The organism is Mucilaginibacter sp. GW822-FHT03E02 (assembly GCF_058801545.1).
In genome coordinates this window covers 343,437-365,228 of sequence record NZ_JBXANJ010000001.1, presented here as the reverse complement: position 1 = coordinate 365,228, position 21,792 = coordinate 343,437, and the positions used below count along the sequence as shown (strand labels likewise).

At 46.3% G+C, this 21,792-nt stretch carries 8 protein-coding genes; 7 read left to right on the top strand and 1 reads right to left on the bottom strand.

Going from position 1 to position 21,792, the window contains the following annotated elements; all coding sequences use genetic code 11:
• Nucleotides 1-8 precede the first annotated feature (8 nt).
• The gene (locus AC1RM2_RS01250; RefSeq protein ID WP_492982593.1) at nucleotides 9-3,107 is read right to left on the bottom strand and encodes a SusC/RagA family TonB-linked outer membrane protein; all 3,099 of its coding nucleotides are present in this window, start codon (nucleotides 3,105-3,107) and stop codon (nucleotides 9-11) included.
• A 427-nt stretch (nucleotides 3,108-3,534) separates the two neighbouring features.
• Here AC1RM2_RS01250 and AC1RM2_RS01245 point away from each other — a divergent pair, with 427 nt between their 5' ends.
• The 7 genes from AC1RM2_RS01245 to AC1RM2_RS01215 all read left to right on the top strand — a co-directional run bounded on the left by AC1RM2_RS01245 (nucleotide 3,535) and on the right by AC1RM2_RS01215 (nucleotide 21,786).
• On the top strand, nucleotides 3,535-3,912 hold the full coding sequence (locus tag AC1RM2_RS01245) for a hypothetical protein (RefSeq protein ID WP_492982591.1): 378 nt from the start codon (nucleotides 3,535-3,537) through the stop codon (nucleotides 3,910-3,912).
• A 188-nt stretch (nucleotides 3,913-4,100) separates the two neighbouring features.
• Nucleotides 4,101-5,558, top strand: coding sequence for a TolC family protein (locus AC1RM2_RS01240; RefSeq protein ID WP_492982589.1), 1,458 nt, complete (start codon nucleotides 4,101-4,103; stop codon nucleotides 5,556-5,558).
• An 18-nt stretch (nucleotides 5,559-5,576) separates the two neighbouring features.
• Nucleotides 5,577-6,758: an efflux RND transporter periplasmic adaptor subunit gene (locus AC1RM2_RS01235; RefSeq protein WP_492982587.1), complete on the top strand. Its 1,182-nt coding sequence runs from the start codon at nucleotides 5,577-5,579 to the stop codon at nucleotides 6,756-6,758.
• A 45-nt stretch (nucleotides 6,759-6,803) separates the two neighbouring features.
• Complete coding sequence (locus AC1RM2_RS01230; protein WP_492982585.1) at nucleotides 6,804-10,058, top strand: efflux RND transporter permease subunit; 3,255 nt, start codon at nucleotides 6,804-6,806, stop codon at nucleotides 10,056-10,058.
• Nucleotides 10,059-10,060: 2 nt separating this feature from the next.
• On the top strand, nucleotides 10,061-13,339 hold the full coding sequence (locus AC1RM2_RS01225) for an efflux RND transporter permease subunit (RefSeq protein WP_492982583.1): 3,279 nt from the start codon (nucleotides 10,061-10,063) through the stop codon (nucleotides 13,337-13,339).
• Between the two features lie 11 nt (nucleotides 13,340-13,350).
• A complete protein-coding gene (locus AC1RM2_RS01220) occupies nucleotides 13,351-13,827 on the top strand; it encodes a MarR family winged helix-turn-helix transcriptional regulator (protein WP_492982581.1) in 477 nt (158 codons plus the stop codon).
• Between the two features lie 561 nt (nucleotides 13,828-14,388).
• Entirely contained in the window at nucleotides 14,389-21,786 is a 7,398-nt protein-coding gene (locus AC1RM2_RS01215; protein WP_492982579.1) for a cellulose binding domain-containing protein, read from the top strand.
• The last annotated feature ends 6 nt before the right edge of the window (nucleotides 21,787-21,792 follow it).

Here is a 21,792-nt window from a genome sequence, read left to right as displayed (position 1 = left end):
TAAATCATTTAAAATGTAACATTTACCCCAAGATTGATGACCCGTTGCTGCGGATAGATCCTGCCGTTATTAACGGTACCGGTAGCGCTTTCAGGGTCGAACGAAGGGCCAAAGCTGTCAATGGAGAACAGGTTATTTCCGCTTACGAATATCCTCGCCGCCTTTACTTTTATCCGGGCTAACAGGTCTTTAGAAAAGCTATAGCCAAGCTCTACGTTTTTAAGGCGCAGGAAAGCATCATTGCGAAGCCAGAAAGTTGATGGATAAGCGTTTGAGCCAAAAGTGCGGCTTGTTGGGCCATTGAATGTGCGGGGGTAGGTATCATCCCCTTCTTTTTGCCAGCGGCCTGTGAAAAATTCTTCGGCCATATTTAGTCCACTTGGTAACAAAATGGCTTTTGATTTAGCCTGTCCCTGGAAAAATATAGTAAGATCGAAGTTTTTATACAGCCCGCCAAGGGTGAGGCCGTAAAGGATCTGCGGGGTGTTTGAAAGCGTAGTTCTTACCTTGTCCAGGTCGTTTATCACACCATCTCCGTTTATATCCTTATACCTGATATCGCCAACACCTGTACCCGTTGGATGGGGCGAGGCATTCAATTCAGTGGTATTCCGAAAAATACCATCGGCCTGGTATAGCAACCATGAATCAATGGGATAGCCTGTTACGCGCTGGTAAGCCGGTACATTTGCCGGCTCGGCACCGTATATCACCTTATTAACCGCATAGGTCATATTGCCGTTAACATTGAAAGAGAAATCTTCGTTTAGTTTTTTATTGTATCCCAGGTCAAGCTCCATACCCTTGTTATTTACTTTACCCAGGTTTACATCGGGTAATGTAAGTCCTGTATAATCGGGTACTGCCGCGCTTGGCGCAACCAGTATATTATTCCTTGACGACCGAAAAACATCTACGCTGATGGATAGCGCGTGAAATAACTGTGCATCAATACCAAGGTTGGTGGTTGTAGCCACTTCCCAGGTGATATTGGTGTTTGGTGTTGGGCCTAACGAGAAACCAGGCACCTGGGTAGCGTTGGGCCCGAAATAATAGCCTGCTCCCAGGTATTGTGATATCTGGCCTGCCTGAAGCCCATAGGTTTGAATATACTGGAAGGCGTTAACCGCATCATTACCGGTTTTACCCCATGATCCTCTCAGTTTCAGGTCATCAATTGCAGACGAGTGAAAGAAGCTTTCCTGTGATATACGCCAGGCGGCTGATAAGGAAGGGAAGAAACCAAAGCGTTTGCCTGCCGGAAAGTTAGGAGAGCCGTCATAACGCATATTGTAATCCAGCAGGTACCTGTCGTCATAATTGTAAGATAACCGGCTAATGAAGTTTTGACGGGCAAATTGTGTAGTTATAGAATTGTTGGTTTGGCCTACAGTGCTGCCGGCAAATAATTCGGTAACGTTATTACTTAAAAATCCGGTACGGTAAGCATCCAGCTCTGTATAGGTTTGTTGTTGCTGCTCATAGGCTACAAACGCTTCTATACCATGTTTTTTAAATTTGTGCTCGTAGCCCAGTTTAATATTAGCCAGCCTGCTTACAGTTTGACTATTGGTGATAGATAAATTAGGAGGAACGGTAGAAGTAAACTCATCATAATTGCCTGTTGTTTTATTATAGCTATAAGCAGGAGGGGGCAGCGCGTTGAACCCTTTATACTGGTTTGAGTTTACATCGTATGCAAAATAGCCGTCAAGGTGCAGGCCTGGCGTTACCTTTGGCAATGCCCAACTGAACGATGTTTTCGTTTGCAAAAAGTTATAATTGTTATGGGTATAGCCCAGGTCGCCATTCAATATATATACCATACTGGTGGCAGGACCGCCACCAATACCTACGCCGACTTTACCATTTGGATATACTGGTATCAGGTAAGGATACGCATTCCACAACTGGCTGAATATGGCATTGGCGTCGTATCCTGGCGCTTCGCCGTTTTTGTATTCAGCGCGGTACATCACGTCCACACCAATCTTGAAATTATCGGTAGCCGAGATGTCGATATTGGCGCGGCCATTGTCATTTTTGTAATAATCGGTACCGCTATTATATATACTGTTCTGGAACAGGTGCTGGCCCGAGATGTAATACTTTACCTTATCCGAACCGCCTCTTAACGTTAACACGTTATTGGTTTGCGTTGCCCAGTTTCTCATTACTGCTTTCCACCAATTGGTGTTGGGGTGGCCAAGCGGGTCGGTGCCATCTTTGTACTTTTGAATATCATCAGCAGTGTATTCATGCTGCTGGCCAACCAGGTCGTCATATTCATTGGCCGATTGCGCAAACTCCCAGGAGTTTAGCATTTTGGGGACCCTGGTAGGCTGAGTCATAGAAAAATTCGACGTGAATGATAAGGTGGTTTTTCCCGCTGTACCTCTTTTTGTGGTAATCAATATAACACCGTTTGCCGCCCTGGCGCCATAAATAGCGCCAGCAGCGTCTTTTAAAACAGTGAAGGATTCGATATCGGCAGGATCTAAGCGGTTAAAACCACGATCGGGGATACCATCGATCACAACCAGTGGACTGGTATTACCCAGGGTGCCTTTCCCCCTCACCAGGATACTGGCATCATCAGCGCCGGGTTCGCCGCTCCGGGTGTTAACAATTAGTCCCGGTACAGCGCCTGCAAGCGTATTGGATACATTGGCAACCGGCGATTTCTCCAGTTCTGTCCCTTTAATGGTACTTACGGCTCCGGTAAGGTTTGCTTTTTTCCTGGTACCGTAGCCAATCACCACTACTTCTCCAAGGTTTCCCGAGGTTTTGTCTGGTGCCATGGCTACATCTCCATTCCAGTCTTTGGTAACTGCGACTGTTTTTTTCAAATAACCGATAAAGGAGAACGAGAGCTTTGCATTGGTTTCGGGAACGCTGATCTTGTAAAATCCGTTCACATCGGTACTTGTGCCTTCAGCAGTTCCGTCAAGCAAAATACTTACTCCGGGAAGGGGCTGGCCGTGTTCGTCGGTTACATGGCCTGATACACTTCTTTTTTGCTGGGCAAAACCCTGCTGGTAACAAAGTAGCAAAATAAGGCATAATACATACATGCCCAGTTTTTTAGGTGGTACTTTTTTTTTCATAATAATTGGTTTGGTTGTTGAATAATTGGTTATTCTGTTCTGTTCTATTCTTTAATAAAAGTAAGAGGCTTTTTTGATACAACCAAATGTTTTTTTTATTTTTTTTGATGTAACGGCAGATGGCTGTTTTGAAGCTTAGTAAAAATGCGGAGGGCTGTATAGGAATAGGGGAAAAGTAACACTGAAAGTGCCGGCCGACAGGCTGGCCAAAGCTATAGCTCACATTATCATAGAAGGAAAGGGTATACAACCGCTATAAATAATTATAAAGCGATAAATCAATTGGGTAACTGCTGGTGGCACTTGGCAGCCATTTTAGTTTTGAGCCAGCCGGAAAGCTGCGGATATCGCCTTCAAAAGTCATGTATCCAAATCATTACAAAACATTTTAGCCCGATGACTTATTTTTGCATTAATAAATCACGCTGTGAAGAGGTATAAACAAGCCATACAACAATATATAGTACTATCGCTTTTAGTGATATACCAGGTTATTGGTTTGGTACATATCGCTTATCTGCCCCGGCAAAATGATGCTTTTAATTTGCATCCATCGTCATCTATAGATTTTCTTCACAAGAATGCCAATAGCAACTTACCAAGGGTTCCGTTTCAAAGAAGCTTTCATTCGTTTGAAAGCAGGAAAGATTTAACAGCTCCTAGAAAGATGCTGATTCTGTTTTTCGCGTTCCTGCTTGTTGGCGGCGCAGCTTTCACTATTGCTAACAAACCAAACGGCACTTTGGCTGCTGTATATTCCCATTCGTCCCCTTCTTACCTCAGCCTGCGCACGCTCCGAATTTGAGTTTATCTATTTTTTGAATTTACTGATCAGGTGCTAATCCGCACCCCGCATCGGTAAATGTTGTGTCAATCTCATGCCTTTTGCCGGCATTGCAGATTTGACGCTTTCAAACCTTGTTTTCCTTTTTTCTAAAATTTAATCAGAATGGCGGTTAAACGTCATTCGCTATAACATCAACCTGTTTTGCCATGACGCGCATACCAATAAATATTTATGGTTTAAGGCCGTTTTTATTTGCAGGCCTACTCTTACTATCATTATCCGCAGCCGCGCAAAGTAATAAGAAGAAGCAATTTCCTGTACCTGAAAATGTGCCCGATACCAGTACGGTCGGTTTCCCGATAATGCCCAATGCTACCGATGCCGGTAAACACGGCGGGGAGTATTTAACCCTTAAACAATGTATTGATTACGCATTGATACATCAGCCGGCTTTAAACAAATCATTAATCAGTACAGATATTGCCCGAACAACCAATGCCATCAACTTAGCAGCCTGGTTACCGCAGGTGAACGCCAATGGTAACGTGGTGCATTATATTCAGCAATCGAACGCTAATATCTCTACAAGCACGGGCACCACAACCGGCACCGGCTCTACCGGTACAGTACGCAGCAGTTACACTAATACCTTTATTCCGGAGTTGGCGGTATCGCAGGCCATTTTAAGCCCCAGCCTTTTGTATGCGGCTAAAAGCGCGCCCTTATTAGTAAAACAGGCTCAACAGGTTACCGATAGTACCAAAATATATCTTGTTTCCGCAGTGAGCAAATCTTTTTACAATGTGCTGCTCACCCTGCAGCAGATCAATGTTTTAAAGGAAGATACCACCCGGCTTGGTAAAAACCTGCGTGATACCTATCACCAATATAAAGGGGGGATTGTAGATGAAACCGATTACTTACAAGCCACCATCACCCTTAATAATTCGATAGCCCAGTTAAAGCAGGCCAATGAAAATATTATCCCGCAATACGCAGCCCTGAAGCAACTGATGGGTTACGAGCCGCAAAAGGATTTTAATGTAAGTATTGATACGGCCCAGATGATGGCCGATATCCAGATTGATACCACCCGGCAATTACAATATGAAAAGCGGATTGAATACCGCCAGGTTGAAACCCGAAAGGATTTGCAGCAGCAGCTTACCAATTATTACAAATACGCTTATCTGCCAACCATCTCGGGGTTTTTCAACTACAGCCTGCAATATGCCAACAACAATTTTTCAAACCTGTTGTCAAAATCGTACCCCAGCTCAATTGTAGGTGTATCGTTAAGCATCCCCATATTTACGGGTTTTGCACGGGTGCATAATGTGCACAAATCCCAATTACAGGAGCAACTGATCCATTGGGATGAGGTGGATCTTAAATCGCAGCTATTTAAGGAATACACTACTGGATTGGCGGGTTACAAAAGTAACCTGTTCAGCTTTAATGTGCAGCGCAAAAACGTGGCTATGGCCCGGCGGGTTTATTTTGTGGTAAACCTGCAATACAAACAGGGCATTGTAGCCTATCTAAACGTGATCACCGCGGAATCGAACCTGATCACAGCCGAAATCAATTACACTAATTCGCTTTTCCAGCTACTATCAAGCAAAATTGACCTGGAAAAAGCGATGGGAGATATCACTTATTAATACTAAAAAACCATTCCGATGAAGCGCGTATTTTTAAATGCCATTGTTATAAGTATTTTACTTTTTGCGGCCTGCCAAAAAAAGCAGCCGCCCGAAAATACCGAAGTGCCCGTAAACCTGTACAAGGTGAAGGCAAAGCGGGTTTTGTATTATGATAAGTACCCGTCAACCACGGCCGCCCTTAGCCAGGTAACCTTGTTGCCACAGGTGCAAGGTGCCATAACCGGTATATTTTTTACCGAAGGAACCGAGGTGAAAAAGGGACAAAAGCTATACGAAATTGACAGGCGGATTTACCAGGACAGCTATGATGCAGCCGTTGCCAACCGTAAAGTTACCGAGGGTACATTGCTGCAGGCCCAACAGGATGCCGACCGCTACGAGTACCTTAATAAATACAATGCAGTAGCCAGGCAGTTGTACGACCATGCTGTAATTACGCTGGAAAATGCCAAGAGCCAGGTAAAATCGGCAGACCAGGCTGTTAGGACGGCTAAAACCAATTTAGGCTATGCTGATGTATATGCACCTTTTGATGGTACCATTGGCCTAAGCCAGGTAAAATTGGGTAACGTGGTAACCGCAGGTACTACCGTGCTAAATACTATATCAACTAATGATCCTATGGCTGTCGATTTTGTGATCAACGAAAAGCAGCTGCCCAAGTTTGAGCACCTGCAGCAAAGCAAACACGAGCCAACCGATTCGCTGTTCACTATTTTATTAGCAGATAATTCGCTTTACCCGGTAAATGGTAAAATAGCGGTGATAGATAGAGCTGTTAACTCGCAAACCGGGGCCATCACCATCAGGCTGGTATTCCCCAATCCCAAAGGAATGTTAAGAGTAGGCATGAGCTGCGTGGTACGCGTGCACAACCAGGAGCCGGGGCCGCAAATTGTAGTGCCGGGCAAAGCCGTTGTTGAGCAAATGGGCGAATACTTTGTGTACACCGCCAAAGATACCATGATGAACAATCCTAAAGCGGGCGCCGATTCGGCAAAAAACAAGATCAAAAAACTGGTGGCATTTCAAAAAAAGGTACAGGTTGGTGAAACTATTGGCCCCAACATGATCATCAAAAGTGGCATCGATGAAGGCGAACGGGTTATTGTTGATGGGGTGCAATTACTGCACGATGGCTCAAAAATAACTACAGCCAACAAGGTAGGCCCATCGGCAGGCGGTAAAGCCCGTTAGTGGTAACGTTAAACACAAACAAAAAATTTTAGACGAAGACATCCTATGATCGCTAACACTTTTATAAAAAGACCTGTAACGGCCATCGTGATATCTATTGTGCTGATTATTACCGGTACCGTGAGTATCCTCATGCTGCCAATAGATCAGTACCCCGATATAACGCCGCCCATTGTACAGGTTAACGGCCAGTTTACCGGTGCCGATGAGCAAACGGTTGAACAAACCGTTGCCACGCCCATTGAAGAGCAGGTGAACGGAACGCCGGGCATGGAATACATGCAGAGTAATAATACCAATAACGGGCAAATGAGCATGAACGTAACCTTTAAAATGGGTACGGATATAGATGTTGCCGCGCTTGATGTGCAAAACAGGGTGAGTATTGCTACCCCGCTGTTGCCTGCCGTAGTAAGCAGGCTCGGGTTGACTGTACGCGCGGTAAACCCAAGCATGCTGATGATGGTGGCTATTTACGCGCCCAAAGGCACGCACAACATCACTTTCTTAGATAACTATACCAACATATTTATACAGGATGCGCTGTTGCGTGTTCCCGGTGTGGGCAGCATTAACCGCTTTACGGATGATTTCAGTATGCGCATCTGGATGAACCCTGATAAAATGGCCGCTTACAGCTTAACCCCATCTGATGTAATAGCGGCACTTAATGCGCAAAACGTGCAGGTAGCTGCGGGTACGGCAGGTGTGCCGCCGCAGGCTTCCAGTCAAACTTACGAGTTGGGTATCCTGGTGAATGGTAGATTAAGTAAAGTATCGGAATTTGAAAAGGTGATTGTAAAAACCATCCCGGCTACCGGGCAACTGGTTTATTTGAAAGATGTTGCCCGGGTTGAGCTGGGTAAGTTTACCTTCTCCAGTAACTCTTTTGTTGATGGGCATAAGGCATCCTACCTGCAAATTTACCAGGCGCCCGGCAGTAACGCGCTTGAAACTGCCAATGGCGTGTACGCGGCTCTGGCTAAATTGAAAACCAACTTTCCATCTGATGTGCAATACCGGGTTCCGTTTGAATCGGTTACTGTAGTAAAGGTTTCTATGGAAGATGTGGTTGGGACTTTATTGAAAACCCTGGGCCTTGTGGCTGTGGTGGTATTCCTGTTCCTGCAAAACTGGCGGTCTACGCTGATCCCTGTACTGGCTATCCCGGTATCTATTTTTGGTACGTTCTGCTTTTTCATACCACTTGGCTTTACCATTAATACCCTAACCATGTTCGGCTTTGTGCTGGCTATAGGCATTGTGGTTGATGATGCCATTATTGTGGTAGAGGCGGTACAGCATTATATCGATCACGAAGGCATGTCGGCCAAGGAGGCTACTTACCAGGCCATGAAGGATATTTCGGCACCTGTAATCGCTATTGCGCTCATATTGGCGGCGGTATTTGTGCCGGTAGGCTTTATCCCCGGCATAGTCGGGCGTTTGTACCAGCAGTTTGCTATCACCATAGCTATCTCGGTAATTATATCGGCATTTATCGCCCTGTCATTAACGCCGGCTTTGTGTACGTTGTTGTTAAAGCCATCGCATATTGACGCCGATGCAAAAGGCATCAACAAAATGTTTTTTAAATTCAACAGCTGGTTTCAAAGGGTAACAGACCGGTATACTGAGGGTGTTAAAAAAAGCATCAAGGCGTCCCGCTTTATTGTGATCCTGCTGCTGTGTATTTGTGTAGGCACGTTTTTCCTGTTCCAGCATAAACCATCGGGATTTATCCCTTCAGAGGATGACGGCAATTTATATGTAACGTTTCAATTGCCGCCTGCATCATCTACCGCCAGATCGGTTGAGGTAATGTCGAAACTGATGAAGGTTATCGGCTCAACACCGGGCGTGGCACACTATGCGGCGTTATCGGGCTTAAACGTGGTAACCAATGCCAGTAACTCCAATAACGGCACCATTTATTGCCAGCTTGCACCCTGGGATGAGCGCAGTAAAACAACCGAACAGGTACCGGGTATTATAGGCGAACTGCAAAAACGAATTGCCGATGCCGGGATACGGGACGCTAACGTAGAAGTGATCCAACCGTCGCCTTTGCCGGGTATTGGCACAACCGTTGGTTTCAGCTTACAGATAGAACAGCGAAGCACAACAGATAACCTGCAGGACTTTCAACGGGTGGTAGATAAATTTGTAACCGAGGCCAATAAAAATCCGGTGATCTCCAAAGCTTTCACCTTTTACACCTCGCATACCCCCAATTATAGTCTAACAGTTGATCGCGAAAAATGCGAAAAGCTGGGTGTAAACGTAGCAGATGTGTTTACCACCATCCAGGCCTACATGGGCAGCTTATACATCAATGATTTTACTACCTATAACCGCACCTTCCACGTAGTGGTACAGGCCGATACGGCTTTCCGTAAAGTGGTGGCCAACATGGATAAATACTATGTACGCAACCAGGCCGGCGATATGGTGCCCTTAGGTACGTTGATGAGCTATAAACCGGTTGACGCGCCGCCGCTAATTTCCCACTTTAATATCTTCCGCACGGCCGAGGTTGACGGATCGGCGGCTGAAGGTCATAGCAGCGGCGAGGCCATTGCTGCCATGCAGGAACTGGCTAAACGGACGTTGCCTGAGGGTTATGATTTTGAGTTTTCGGGCCTGAGCTATGAAGAGATCAAGGCGGGGTCGACGACCATTTACATTTTCCTATTCTCTATCACCTTTGTATTCCTGTTCCTGGCGGCCTTGTATGAAAGCTGGTCGGTACCATTCTCAGTGCTTTTAGCTGTGCCGATAGGTGCCATGGGGGCTATCCTGGCATTGGTACTGGTGCCAAGCTTAACCAATAACGTGTATGCGCAAATAGGGTTAATTACGCTCATCGGGCTTGCGGCCAAAAATGCCATCCTGATAGTGGAGTTTGCCAAGGTGAGGGTTGATATGGGGGAGGAGCTCATCAAATCAACCTTAGAAGCAGTAAGTCTGCGGTTGCGGCCAATTATCATGACCTCCCTTGCATTTGTTTTGGGTGTACTGCCGCTGGTATTGGCAACAGGTGCAGGTGCCGTAGCGCGCAGAACCATAGGATTTACGGTTTTAGGGGGGATGATAGCAGCATCTACACTGGCTATTTTCATTGTACCGGTGTTGTTTGTAATCATTACCCGCCTATCATACGGTAAAGGAAAATTGGAATACCTGCAGGCCCATAAAGCAGATTTGGCAGAGAAAGCTAAAAAAGTGGAGGCCCAAAACATCGATCCCGAACTGGAATATGAGATTGAAAAATCCCGTGCATTACATAAAGCTAATTAAGGATGATTTCAAATACATTTATAAAGCGGCCCGTAACCGCCATCGTGATATCGCTGGTATTGATGATTGCCGGGGTAATATGCTTGGTTAACCTCGCGGTTGATCAGTACCCCAATATCTCGCCGCCCAGTGTATCGGTTAACGGGTCATACACGGGTGCCGATGCGCAAACCGTGGAACAAAATATAGCCACCCCAATTGAAGAGCAGGTGAACGGAACGCCGGGCATGGAGTACATGACCAGCACCAGTACCAATAGCGGTAGTATGGGCATCAGGATAACTTTTAAAATAGGTACCAATGTGCATATCGCCGCCCTCAACGTGCAAAACCGTGTGGGGATAGCTGCGCCCTTACTACCATCTGTAGTAAGTAAACTGGGGCTAACGGTACGTGCCAGTAACCCCGATCAATTGATGCTGGTGGCTATTTACTCGCCAAAGCATAGCCATAATATTACCTTTTTGGATAACTACACCAGTACCTTTATCCAGGATGCCATATTGCGTGTTCCGGGCGTTGGCGATGTAAGCGCCCGTACTGATAACTTCAGTATGCGGATATGGATGAACCCCGATAAAATGGCATCCTATGGCTTAACCCCAGCCGATGTAACTGCCGCCCTAAACGCGCAAAACGTGTATGTTGCCGCGGGCTCAGTTGGTGCCCCTCCGCAGGATGCTTCCCAAACCTATGAAACCGGGATTTTGGTTAACGGGATGATCAGCAAGGTAAAGGATTATGAAAACATCGTGGTAAAAAGCATCCCCGGCACCAGTCAACTGGTGCACCTTAAGGATGTGGCGAGGGTTGAACTGGGCAAATTTACATTTTCAAGTAATGCTTTTGTTGATGGTAACCGGGCTTCTACTATCCAGATCTATCAATCGCCGGGAAGTAATGCCCTGCAAACTGCCGAAAACGTATACGCGGCCCTGGCCAAATTGAAAAAGTCGTTCCCTAAAGATGTTGATTACGTGGTGCCCTTTGAATCGGTAACCATTATCAAAGTATCGATGCAGGAAGTGATCGGTACACTAATAAAAGCACTTATTTTAGTGGCTATTGTGGTGTTCCTGTTCCTTCAAAACTGGCGCTCAACATTGATTCCTATTTTGGCCATCCCGGTATCCATATTGGCTACATTCATCTTTTTTATACCCTTAGGCTTTACTGTTAATACATTAACCATGTTTGGGTTTGTACTGGCGATAGGTATAGTGGTTGATGATGCTATTATTGTGGTAGAGGCAGTGCAGCACTACATTGATGAACAGCACATGTCGCCCAAAGAGGCTACCTACCATGCCATGAAAGAGATCTCGGCACCGGTAATCGCTATAGCGCTCATCCTGGCTTCAGTATTTGTGCCGGTTGGTTTTATACCGGGGATAGTCGGGCGTTTGTACCAGCAGTTTGCCATTACCATCGCCATTTCAGTGATCCTTTCGGCATTTATCGCCCTGTCGTTAACACCTGCGCTTTGCACGTTGTTGCTAAAGCCAACCAAGCCGGTAACCGACAAATCGAACTGGCTCGATAGGTTTTTCAGGGGCTTTAACCGGATGTTTGAAAATCTAACCTTTAAATACACCAAAGGTGTGCACCGCAGCATTAAAGGCGCACGGTACATCATTGTGCTGTTGGTGTGTATTTGCGTGGGCACCTATATGCTGTTTATGCTGAAACCATCAGGTTTTGTGCCGGCAGAAGACGGTGGGCGTTTGTATGTAACCTACCAGCTGCCCGAAGCTTCGTCAACCATTCAATCGGTCAACGTGATGAACAAGCTCATGGAAATTGTGGCATCAACACCGGGCATCCTGCATTATACCGCTATATCGGGTTTCAATATCCTGAATGGTGGTGCCAACTCCAACAACGGCTCCATGTTTTGCATGCTCACTCCCTGGGATGATCGTACCACGCCCGATACAAGAGTGCCGGGACTGATGAACGTGATTAAGAAAAAAATTGCCAAAGCCGGTATCAAAAATGCCAACGTGGTGGTTGCTCAACCGCCACCCATCAGGGGGATTGGCCAGGCCGCCGGGTTCAGCATGCAAATTGAGCAGGGTAACTCTACAGATGATATTTACACCTTTGAAAAAGTGGTTAAAAAGTTTGTGGCAGCAGCAAAAGCCAATCCCGCTACAGCAGGCGCTTACAGTTATTTCTCGGCACATACACCAAGCTATCAGCTTAATGTGGACAGGGAAAAATGCGAGAAGCTGGGCATCAATATCTCGGATGTTTTCTCAACCATGCAGGCTTATATGGGCAGTTTGTTTGTCAGTAATTTCACTTTATACAACAGAACTTATCATGTGGTAGTACAGGCCGATACGGCTTACCGGGCACTCATTTCCAACATGAACAAATATTATGTGCGCAACTCGGCAGGCCAAATGCTTCCTTTAAGCACGGTAATCAGTTACAAGCCGATAGTGGCTGCTCCGCTCATCACCCACTTCAATATCTTCCGCTCTGCCGAAGTTGATGGTTCCATTCCACAGGGATACAGCAGCGGGCAGGCAATTGAGGCATTAAAGGCTTTAGCTGCCAAATCGTTACCTCGCGGGTACACCTATGAATTTTCGGGATTGAGTTATGAGGAATTAAAAGCAGGGTCGACTACGGTTTACATTTTCATGTTCTCTATTATGTTTGTATTCCTGTTCCTTGCTGCTTTGTATGAAAGCTGGTCGGTACCATTTTCGGTGATGCTGGCTGTGCCGATAAGCGCGTTTGGGGCTATCCTTGCGCTTACCGTAGTGCCAACCATTACCAATAATGTTTACGCGCAGATAGGGCTCATTACTTTAATCGGCCTATCCGCCAAAAATGCCATCCTGATTGTTGAATTTGCCAAAATAAGGGTTGATAGGGGAGAAGAGCTGGTGAAATCCACCCTGGAAGCTGTTCGCCTGAGGCTAAGGCCTATCATCATGACCTCGCTTGCTTTCATCTTGGGTGTATTGCCGCTGGTATTGGCCACCGGTGCCGGTGCCGAATCACGGAATACCATAGGTGTAACTGTTTTAGGGGGAATGATAGCCTCATCAACCATATCCATATTTATTGTGCCGGTGCTTTTTGTTTTGTTTACCCGTTTCTCCTACGGAAAAAAACAGCTGGCCTATTTGCAGGAACACCACGAAGAACTGATGGAGAAAGCCAGGAAAGTAGAAGCACAAAATATCGACCCGGAGCTGGAATATGATATTGCCGAAGCACATGCCCAGCACAATGAATACATAGCATCGGGTAAAACAAAATAGCACAGTAGCAAATGAAAAACACAGAACTGCTATCGCAAAATTTACGATTGATCAATTATTTTTATACCAGGAGCCTCGCCAGGGAATTATCTTCAGTCCGGTTAAACCATCATTTTGAGGTACTGCTGATACTGGCCAAACAACCAGCGCCGATCACCCAAAATCAATTAGCCGAATTGTTGCACATCGATAAATCCAGAGTGGCCCATATCATTTTTTCGATGGAAGAAAGCGAGATCGTCATCGTAAAAACCAATCCCGCCGATAAGCGTCAGCACCTGATTTCGTTATCCCCGCATGCTTTAAAATCTGTTCCATATGTGGAAATGAAAGTAAGAGAGGTAAACGAAATGGCCAAAACCGGCATAAGCGAAGAAAAGCTGATGGTTTTTATAGAAGTAGCCGAAACGATGGTGCAAAATTTGACAAAAAAGGAAAAGAAAAATCAGCAGGATACCGATCTGTCAACTGATTTAAATAATAGCTAACACTAAACACAAAGCCACCTTAATACAGATCGTTTTTTGGGAGCAGGCAGCTTAACGGCTGCTTGCTCCCTTCAATCCCCTCAAAGAATCGTATAATTCAGGCTGTGGCCTGCCTCACCGAAATATGCTAAAATTCGGAATCTGCCGGTAATATCACTTTTAGCAGAAATTCAGTACTCCCTCACACCACGCTGAAAAATAGGGCGCAAAGCATTACGAATGTTGCTTTGTCCCCTATAATTGGTCGCTGGTTCACCCTTGTATCTCCATTTTAGGGCCGACATTTGATTTTAAATCAATAAGCAAATAAACCTTACAGTTCATGCATGCCGGTGAATGGTGTTTAATCAAGAGTTAAGCAAAAACTGTAGTTTCTAAAACAAAACGGGAGAATCCTGTAAAGTTATTGTACTAACATTTTAGTGAATTATCCCTGTATAGCAAGGCTAACTATAATGTGAAAACAGATAACGGCTAAAATTTTGAGTGTCTAAATCATCAAAACATCTATATAACCCAAGCTAAACAACCTATCCGGAAACCGGTGTAATATTAAATTATATGAGAAAAAAAGTTACTTATTTTTTAGTAATGGTGGTAATGTTGCTTTTGTCGTCGGCGATGGCCAACAAAGTAAATGCCCAAACCTTTGCAAGTCCTGGCGTCCCCTTTACCCAGGCAGATCTGGCCCAGCTAAAAGCCAACATGAATACCGAGCCCTGGCTTACGGGATATAATTCCCTCAAAGGCGATTCGCATTCGCAATTGAGCTATGGAATGAGAGGACCTTTTGCTACGGTAACACGAGCTCCCAATTTAAACAATCCGGCCTGGCTGGAAGATATGATCGCTATTCATAACCTGGCGTTCATGTATGTTTTTACAGGCGATTCCACATACGCCCGTAAAGCCACCAATATGCTGGATGCCTGGGCGGTTACCAATACTACCTGGGGTGGCGGAGAAAATATGCTGGATATTGGCGACCGGGTAGCTTATTTTGTTGTAGGGGCTGATATCCTGAGAAGTACCTTCCCGGGATGGACAGCGGCTAATGATACCCATGTAAATAATTATTTCCGTAATGTTTTATTTCCAACTTCCTGGTCGCCTTACCCTACAAGAGATGCTAATAAAGGGGCTCTTCAAACTGCAATAGCAATTGGTATATCGGCCTATTTAAAAGATCCTGTTTTATGGCAGCAAGCCGTTGAGGTATACCGTATGGATGCAGGCGGCGGGTTGCGGAATAGCTTACCTAACGGCGAAGTAGGCGACTCCGGTCGTGATGACCACTGGTTTGAGCAGATCCAGGCGCTTGGGTGGAGCGCCGAAGTAGCCTGGAAACAAGGGGTTGACCTGTTTGCAGAATTTGATAATCGTTTGCTTAAAATCGGCGAGTTATATAGCCAGTATAGCCAGTCGCCCGCCGGTACTTTATCTTTTATCCCATACGGGGCCTATGCCAGTTATTGGACTAATTGGGGAATCCCGCCCGGATTTGTTCACAGGCACCCTTTTAATAATATCATCAAGGGAGCATATGCACTCCGTAAAGGCATCCCAACACCATATACCGAGCAAATACGCGCGCTGGCAGGCGAAGATGGTTTTTCGTTTTTGTATTTAAAATCTTCCGATACCTCGCATGCCACACCTTTAACGCCGGTTGTTTACCCTGCCGATAATGTACAGGCGGTGAGTAACCTAACCAATCTGGATATCGGTAATACCGGCCTGGCAGGCAGCGCTTCGTTGAATAACGGGGTCTGGACAGTTAATTCTGCCGGAACTTCTACCAGTAATGCCTTCAGCTTCAATTTTAAAAAGATCAGCGGCAACGCTGGCCTGGTTGTAAAAGTTAACAGCATGTCGCTCAATACCGGCGGCTGCGGCGTCATGTTACGTCAATCGCTGGCTGCTGGTTCCGCATTTTGGGATATTTTTCTCAACGCAACGGGTGGTATCGGTAATCATTATCAGCCCAAAGCTCCCTGGTGGTTAAAAATCGAACGCGTAGGCACGCGTATATTCGCCTACCATTCGCAGGACGGTATTAACTGGACCAATCTTAGTTGCTGGTATTCTGCAACAGGTTTCCCAACCGATCTGTATGCCGGGTTTTATACCATCTCTGGTAATGCTTCGGCACTCAATACTGCCACGTTCAGCAATGTAGCTTATAGTCTAACTGCGCCGGCCGGCTCTCCGGATATCAGCAGTGCTACCACAGCCACGGCTACTATCAGCACACCTTTCAATTATAATATTACTGCTGGTGCTAATCCATCTTCTTATAATGCCAGCGGCTTGCCGGCCGGGCTTAGCCTTGATGCGGCTACCGGTATTATTTCCGGCACACCTACTGCTTTAGGGCAAAGCGAAGTTGCCATAACAGCTACCAATGCCAGCGGCACAGGTACGGCAACCCTCATCCTCAACGTTATCAATAACCAAACGCCCGCAGCGCCCGCTTCGGCCGCGGCATCGGTGGTTAACGCTGCGCAAATTAAATTGACCTGGGCAGCTTCGGCCAGCGCTACCGGTTATTCGGTAAAACGTTCGCTAAACCCCGGAGGTGCATATACAACAATCCAGGCAGGGGTTAGCGGTACCAGCTTTACTGATGCTTCTCCCGTGCCCGAAGTAAATAACTATTATGTTATTACGGCCCTTACCGGGAATCTGGAAAGTGGTAACTCCAACGAGGTCTTTGCTTCAGTTCCGCCTGCGGCCCCTGCACAACCCACTGTGGTTAATAAAAATAAAGAAATTGATTTAAGCTGGACCACCGCCTCGGGGGCAGCAACCTATAATGTAAAAAGAAGCACTGTTAGTGGCGGTCCTTATACAACCGTGGCCAATGTGCCGGGCACCAGTTATGCCGATGTAAATGTAAGTAACGGAAGCCCTTATTATTACGTGGTTTCGTCGGTTGGGCAAACCAAAGAAAGCGCCAATTCAATTGAGGCATTCGGGGTTCCGGGTTCCGGCTCATATACCTGGAAACCCGCTACCGAAACCGATTCATTAAAACTGGCGGCCAACTGGGTAGAAAACGCTATCCCGGCCAGCCCGGCCATTGTCATGTTCAATGCATCGGCCGATACCATTTTGACTAATGATATTAAAGGGCTGGCGGTTTCGCGGATGCAATTTAACGCTGGTGCAAATAGCTACAACATATCCGGCGATACACTTCGTTTAAGGAATGATCTGGTTAACAATGCCACAACCTCGCATACGCTGAGCATGCCCATTGTTTTGGATACTTTACTCAATGTAAACACCGTAACCAATGGCACTATATCGCTCACCGGCGGCATAAGAGGCAACGGAAGTTTGCTTAAAAATGGTATAGGATATCTTTATATATCAGGAAACAATACTTATACCGGTAATACCACGCTAAACGGTAACGGGCAAAGCTGGCCCCCTGTATATGGCATGGAGGTATCGGGCATTGGCACAGGAACGCCTTCTGCCCCAACATCTGGTCCGCTGGGTACCGGTAAAATAATTATGAACGGTGGGGCATTGTTCTCTGTAAATGGCGATGCGACGTTTTATAACGATTTTGAAATAGCTGCGGGCAAAACCAGTTATTTTTATCAAACAAGTAACGCTATAAATCTGTATGGCAAGCTTTTGGGTAGTGGCACTATTATACAGGATGGAAACGTTTACGCAGGCTTACACCTTTTTGGCGATAACAGCAATTTTACCGGTACTTTTGTATCCAAATTACGTAGCGGTAACAATCGGGTGCGCTTTGAAGTTCCCCAATCGGGCAGTGCCAAGGCCTACTGGAACCTGGATGCCAACGGAAATGACTGCCAGGGTATACTATTTTCTACCGGTACCATCAGTTTTGGCGCACTTAGCGGCAGGGGAGCTATCCGTACAGATGCCGGGGGCAGCCCAACCATCAGCATTGGTGCATTAAACCTTAATACAAATTTCGGAGGCGTCATGTCGGGCTCAATGAACGTTGAAAAAGTAGGCTCGGGCGTACTTATTTTTAGCGGCAATAATTCATATGGCGGCACAACAACCGTCAATGGCGGAAAATTCTTGCTGAATAACGATCCGTCATCCGGCGTATTTAACAGTGCGCTTACGGTTACAGCCGGTTCATTCGGCGGAACTGGTAAAGGTTCAGGATCAATTACTATCGGAACCGGAAGCGGAACAGGGGCGATACTTGAGCCTGGAAATCAGGCCATCGGTTCCCTGATAACCGGTGCTTTAACCTTAAAAGCCGATGCCACTTACAATGCCGAAGTTGACCTTGGCAGTGCATCCGGCGATAAAATAACAACTACCGGCGTCACCCTGGCCAACTCTCCCCAATTGTCAGTAACGGGTACTGCCGGAACGCTGCCATCGGGTACGTCATATACTATTATTGATAATACCGGTACCAATGCCATCGCCGGAACCTTTAAAAATTTGCCCGAACTGGCTCTGATTACCGTTGGTGCATACAATTTCCGGATAACCTATAAAGGCGGAACAGGAAATGATGTGGTTTTATTGGATGACCGTACCGTGCCCGTTACCATTACCAGTGCTTTAACTGATACCGTTGTGGTTGGGAAGCCATTTAACTATGCAGTTGGGGCAATTAAATCGCCCAATAGTTTTTCGGCAACAGGGCTCCCTACGGGGCTTAGTATTAATACCAGTACCGGGGTAATTTCCGGTACACCTACGCAAACAGGTGTGTTTACAGTAACACTAACCGCGTCAGACGGGAATACCACCGGCACAGCAACCCTTGTTTTAACCGTTCAAAGTAATGTGGTAAGCGGGTTGTTGGTTGCCTCGGGCGATGCTAAAAACATCATAGAATGGGTGCCGATATCAAACTTTAGCTATAAGGTTAAACGTGCATCGGCTTCGGGCGGGCCTTATACTACTATTGCAAATGTTAGCACCACACAATACACAGATGCCGGTGTAACTAACGGGAGTACCTATTTTTATGTAGTTACATCAATTGACAGCACTGCCGAAAGCCCAAACAGTTTGGAGGTAGTAGCGAAACCCAATACCGGCCAGAACGACTATTATAAATTTGATGAGACTGCCGGAACAAAAGGGATTGATGCCTGGGGCGCAAACCATGCCACGCTGGCGGCTACAGGCGGCCGCGGTACCGGTAAATACGGGCAGGCACTGTTGTTGGATGGTACAGCTAATTCATATGCCACGCTTCCGGCCGGTATAATGAGTACGCTGAATGATTTCACCATTTCGACCTGGGTAAGGATGGATGCTATCAGCACATGGATGCGCGTATTTGATTTTGGATCGAGCACCACACAGTACATGTTTTTAAGCGTTCAGGCCGCAGTGGTTAGCGGAAAATCAACTGTGCGTTATGCCATTAAAAACGGATCGGCTGCCGAGCAGAACTTTAACTTTAATTATACTTTCCCGCTCAACACCTGGACAAACCTGGCCATAACGCGGTCGGGCAGCACCTGTACCATGTACATCAATGGTGCTTCGGTAGCTTCATCTACAGCTATCAGCATTAAACCATCGGCACTGGGTACCACAAGCGCCAATTATTTAGGAAAATCGCAGTTTTCCGGAGATCCTATGTTTAAGGGCTCGATAGATGGGTTTAAGATATACAGCCGGGCATTAAGCGCCACAGAAATTGCTGCCGATCAGCTGGGCGATCAAACCATTGCCTTTAACCCAATTGCACAAAAGGTAATGGGCGATGCCGATTTTGCACCGCCAGCTACGGCGTCTTCCGGTCTTGCTTTAACATACGCCAGTTCCGATACTACCATCGCATCTGTTGTTAACGGCAATATTCATATTAAAGCAGCCGGAACAGCTGTTATTACTGCTTCGCAGGCCGGCAATACAAGTTATAAAGCCGCAACCTCGATGAACCAAAGTTTAACCATAGTTAAAAAAGCTCAGACAATAGCTTTCAATACTTTAAGCCCCAAAACTGTTATCGATACTGATTTCTATGCAGGCGCAGTTGCAAGCTCAGGCCTCTTGGCATCGTGCGTAAGTGCTGATACCACAGTTGCAAGCATCTTAAACGGCAAAATCCATATTAAAGGAGCAGGTACCACTACTATTACCGCTTCACAGGCCGGCAATGCTACTTATCTTTCGGCAAGTCCGGTAAGCCAAAGCCTTACTGTAAGCAAACTGGTTCAAACTATCACGTTTAATACATTAACTGCTAAAAAGGTTAATGATACTGATTTCTATGCAGGCGCCACAGCAAGTTCGGGTCTATTGGTCTCTTACGCAAGCGTTGATACAACAGTTGCAACCATTGTAAACGGTAAAATTCATATTAAAGGAGCAGGTACAGTAAGCATTACCGCAACACAAGCCGGCAACGCTACTTATCTCCCTGCAAGTCCGGTAAGCCAAAGCCTTACCGTAAGCAAACTGGCTCAAACCATTACTTTTAATTCCCTGCCTGCCAAACGGCCAGGCGATGCTGATTTTAATGTTTCGGCCACCGCATCATCGGGCCTGCCGGTAAGCTTTGGCAGCAGTAATACAGGTGTTGCAACGGTAACAAACGGGCTGGTTCATATTACCGGCACCGGCACAACTATTATTACAGCCAGCCAGCCGGGCAATGCAATGTATAAAGATACTACGCTTAGCCGGACCTTGACGGTTATCCCACTTAACCTTCAGGTACAATACCAGGACGGCGATGCCGGGCAGTTAACCAATAACATAACCCGCCCTTACCTGAAGGTAGTGAATGCCGATTCAGTCGGCGTAGCCTACAGCGAATTAACCATGCGTTACTGGTTCACGGCCGAAAATTACGCAGGCATTAATACCTGGATAGACTATGCCCAGTTGGGGAACAGCAATGTAAAAATGAAATATGTTGCCCTGGATCAGCCCCGGAATGGCGCCCTGGGTTACATCGAATATAGTTTCACCGCAACAGGGAACCTGGCTGCCGGCAGTAATACCGGGCAGATCCAATCCCGGTTTGCCAACCAGGACTGGGGATTGTTGAACGAGGCGGATGATTATTCGTACCAAAGCAATACCGGCAGCTATGCTAATAACAACCACATTACGCTTTACCGCAACGGGATGCTGATATGGGGAACCGAGCCGGCAGCTGCTACCCCGCTTACCAGCCTGAACGTGTTTTACCAGAATCAAAACACCGGTACCAGCGGCAATACCATCAGCACCTACCTGGCCATTAATAACACCGGGAATGTACCGGTAGCTTTTGGTGACATTACTGCCCGTTACTGGTTTACCAAAGACGGCACACAAAGCCTGAACTACTGGATAGACTATGCTAAAAAAGGCAGCGGTAACATCAGCGGTAATTTTGTATCATTAGGTACTGCGCTTACCGGGGCCGATACTTATTTTGAGCTTGCGGTAAATTCCTCAGCCGGCACCCTTTATCCTTTAAGTTCATCGGGCAATATCCAGTACCGTATTACCAAAGCAGACTGGTCGAACTTTAATGAGCTGAATGATTACTCCTACATGGCCAAAGATGTGATGAAGGAGAATAACCATATTACGGTTTATTATAAAGGGCAGCTGATTTACGGGACAGAACCTTCGGCAGGCTCCATGTCATTTAAGAGTGCACCTGTGGCCATAGCCCCGCCGCAGCGCGACATCATTAACGAAGGAATTGTAGTACACCAGGGCCTTTCGCCAAATGGGGATGGTATTAACGATGTGCTGATCATAGACGGATTAACAGCCTACCCCGATAATAAATTAACGATCATGAACCGCAGCGGCGTTAAAATATTTGAAGCAAAAGGCTATGATAACAGCTCGAATGTATTTGATGGCCACTCCAGCATCAGCGGTACCATGCAGCAACCCGGTACCTATTTTTACACGCTGGAATATAAGAAAGGCGAAGAAAATAAACATAAAACCGGTTTCATCATCATTAAATACTGATAGCGC

Coding starts and splice junctions, on each gene's coding strand:
- AC1RM2_RS01250 (WP_492982593.1), bottom strand. CDS start 3,107: ATGAAAAAAAAAGTACCACCTAAAAAACTGGGCATGTATGTATTATGC.
- AC1RM2_RS01215 (WP_492982579.1), top strand. CDS start 14,389: ATGAGAAAAAAAGTTACTTATTTTTTAGTAATGGTGGTAATGTTGCTT.
- AC1RM2_RS01220 (WP_492982581.1), top strand. CDS start 13,351: ATGAAAAACACAGAACTGCTATCGCAAAATTTACGATTGATCAATTAT.
- AC1RM2_RS01235 (WP_492982587.1), top strand. CDS start 5,577: ATGAAGCGCGTATTTTTAAATGCCATTGTTATAAGTATTTTACTTTTT.
- AC1RM2_RS01225 (WP_492982583.1), top strand. CDS start 10,061: ATGATTTCAAATACATTTATAAAGCGGCCCGTAACCGCCATCGTGATA.
- AC1RM2_RS01240 (WP_492982589.1), top strand. CDS start 4,101: ATGACGCGCATACCAATAAATATTTATGGTTTAAGGCCGTTTTTATTT.
- AC1RM2_RS01230 (WP_492982585.1), top strand. CDS start 6,804: ATGATCGCTAACACTTTTATAAAAAGACCTGTAACGGCCATCGTGATA.